1 protein-coding gene is annotated in these 1,019 nt (G+C 62.2%); it reads left to right on the forward strand.

Annotated features, from left to right (window positions below; all coding sequences use genetic code 11):
- A partial coding sequence (locus F475_RS30185; RefSeq protein ID WP_177431146.1) for an immunoglobulin-like domain-containing protein occupies positions 1-1,019 on the forward strand: 1,019 nt, incomplete at both ends.

Below are 1,019 nucleotides of genomic sequence, written 5' to 3' on the forward strand. Positions count from 1 at the left end.
TCGGCGGACACCTCGGTGACCGACACACCGGACACCACCAACCTGTCGCTCACTGCGACCGGCGCTGTAGATGAAGGCGGTCAGATCACCTATACCGCGACCCTGACCAATGCCGCCGGCACACCGGTCACCGTCACGCTGAGCAATGGCGCCGTCATCACCATCGAAGCAGGCAAAACCACCGGTTCCGTAACCGTCGATGCGCCGAAGGACGACGTCTACAAAGACGCCGGCACTGTTGAAGCAACCATCAAGGACGCAACCGGCGGCGACTTCGAGAACCTGGTAACCAGCAATACGCCTGCGGTCACTACCGTCAACGACACCATCGACACCAGCACCGTTTCGCTGAGTGCGACCGCGAACGTGGCCGAAGGCGGCACCGTGGTTTACACCGCTTCCGTGTCGGCGCCGGTCACTGGCTCGCCAGTGGTTGTGACCCTGTCCAATGGCCAGACCATCACCATTCCGGTCGGTGCCAGCAGCGGTTTTGTCAACTTCGTTGCGCCAAACGATGCCCTCGCTGGCAGCGGTTCTTTGAGCGTGAAAATCGACGACGCCAAGGGCGGCAACTACGAGAAGCTGGAAGTCGACGGCAAGTCGGCGGATACCTCGGTGACCGACACACCGGACACCACCAACCTCAGCCTGAGTGCGACCAACTCGGTAGCCGAAGGTGGCCAGATCACTTACACCGCGACCCTGACCAATGCCGCCGGCACTCCGGTCACCGTCACGCTGAGCAACGGCGCCGTGATCACCATCGATGCCGGTAAAACCACCGGCACCGTCACCGTCCCGGCTCCATCCGATGACGTTTACAAAGATGCCGATACGGTCCAGGCCACCATTTCCACCGCCACCGGCGGCAATTTCGAGAACCTGGTTCCGAGCACTGCCCCGGCAATCACCACCGTCACCGACACCATCGACACCAGCACCGTTTCGCTGACTGCGACCACGAACGTCGCCGAAGGCGGCACCGTGGTGTACACCGCGTCCGTCACTGCTCCAGTGAC

The sequence above is a fragment of the Pseudomonas sp. URMO17WK12:I6 genome (assembly GCF_003253625.1).
In the GTDB taxonomy this organism is placed as follows: Bacteria; Pseudomonadota; Gammaproteobacteria; order Pseudomonadales; family Pseudomonadaceae; genus Aquipseudomonas.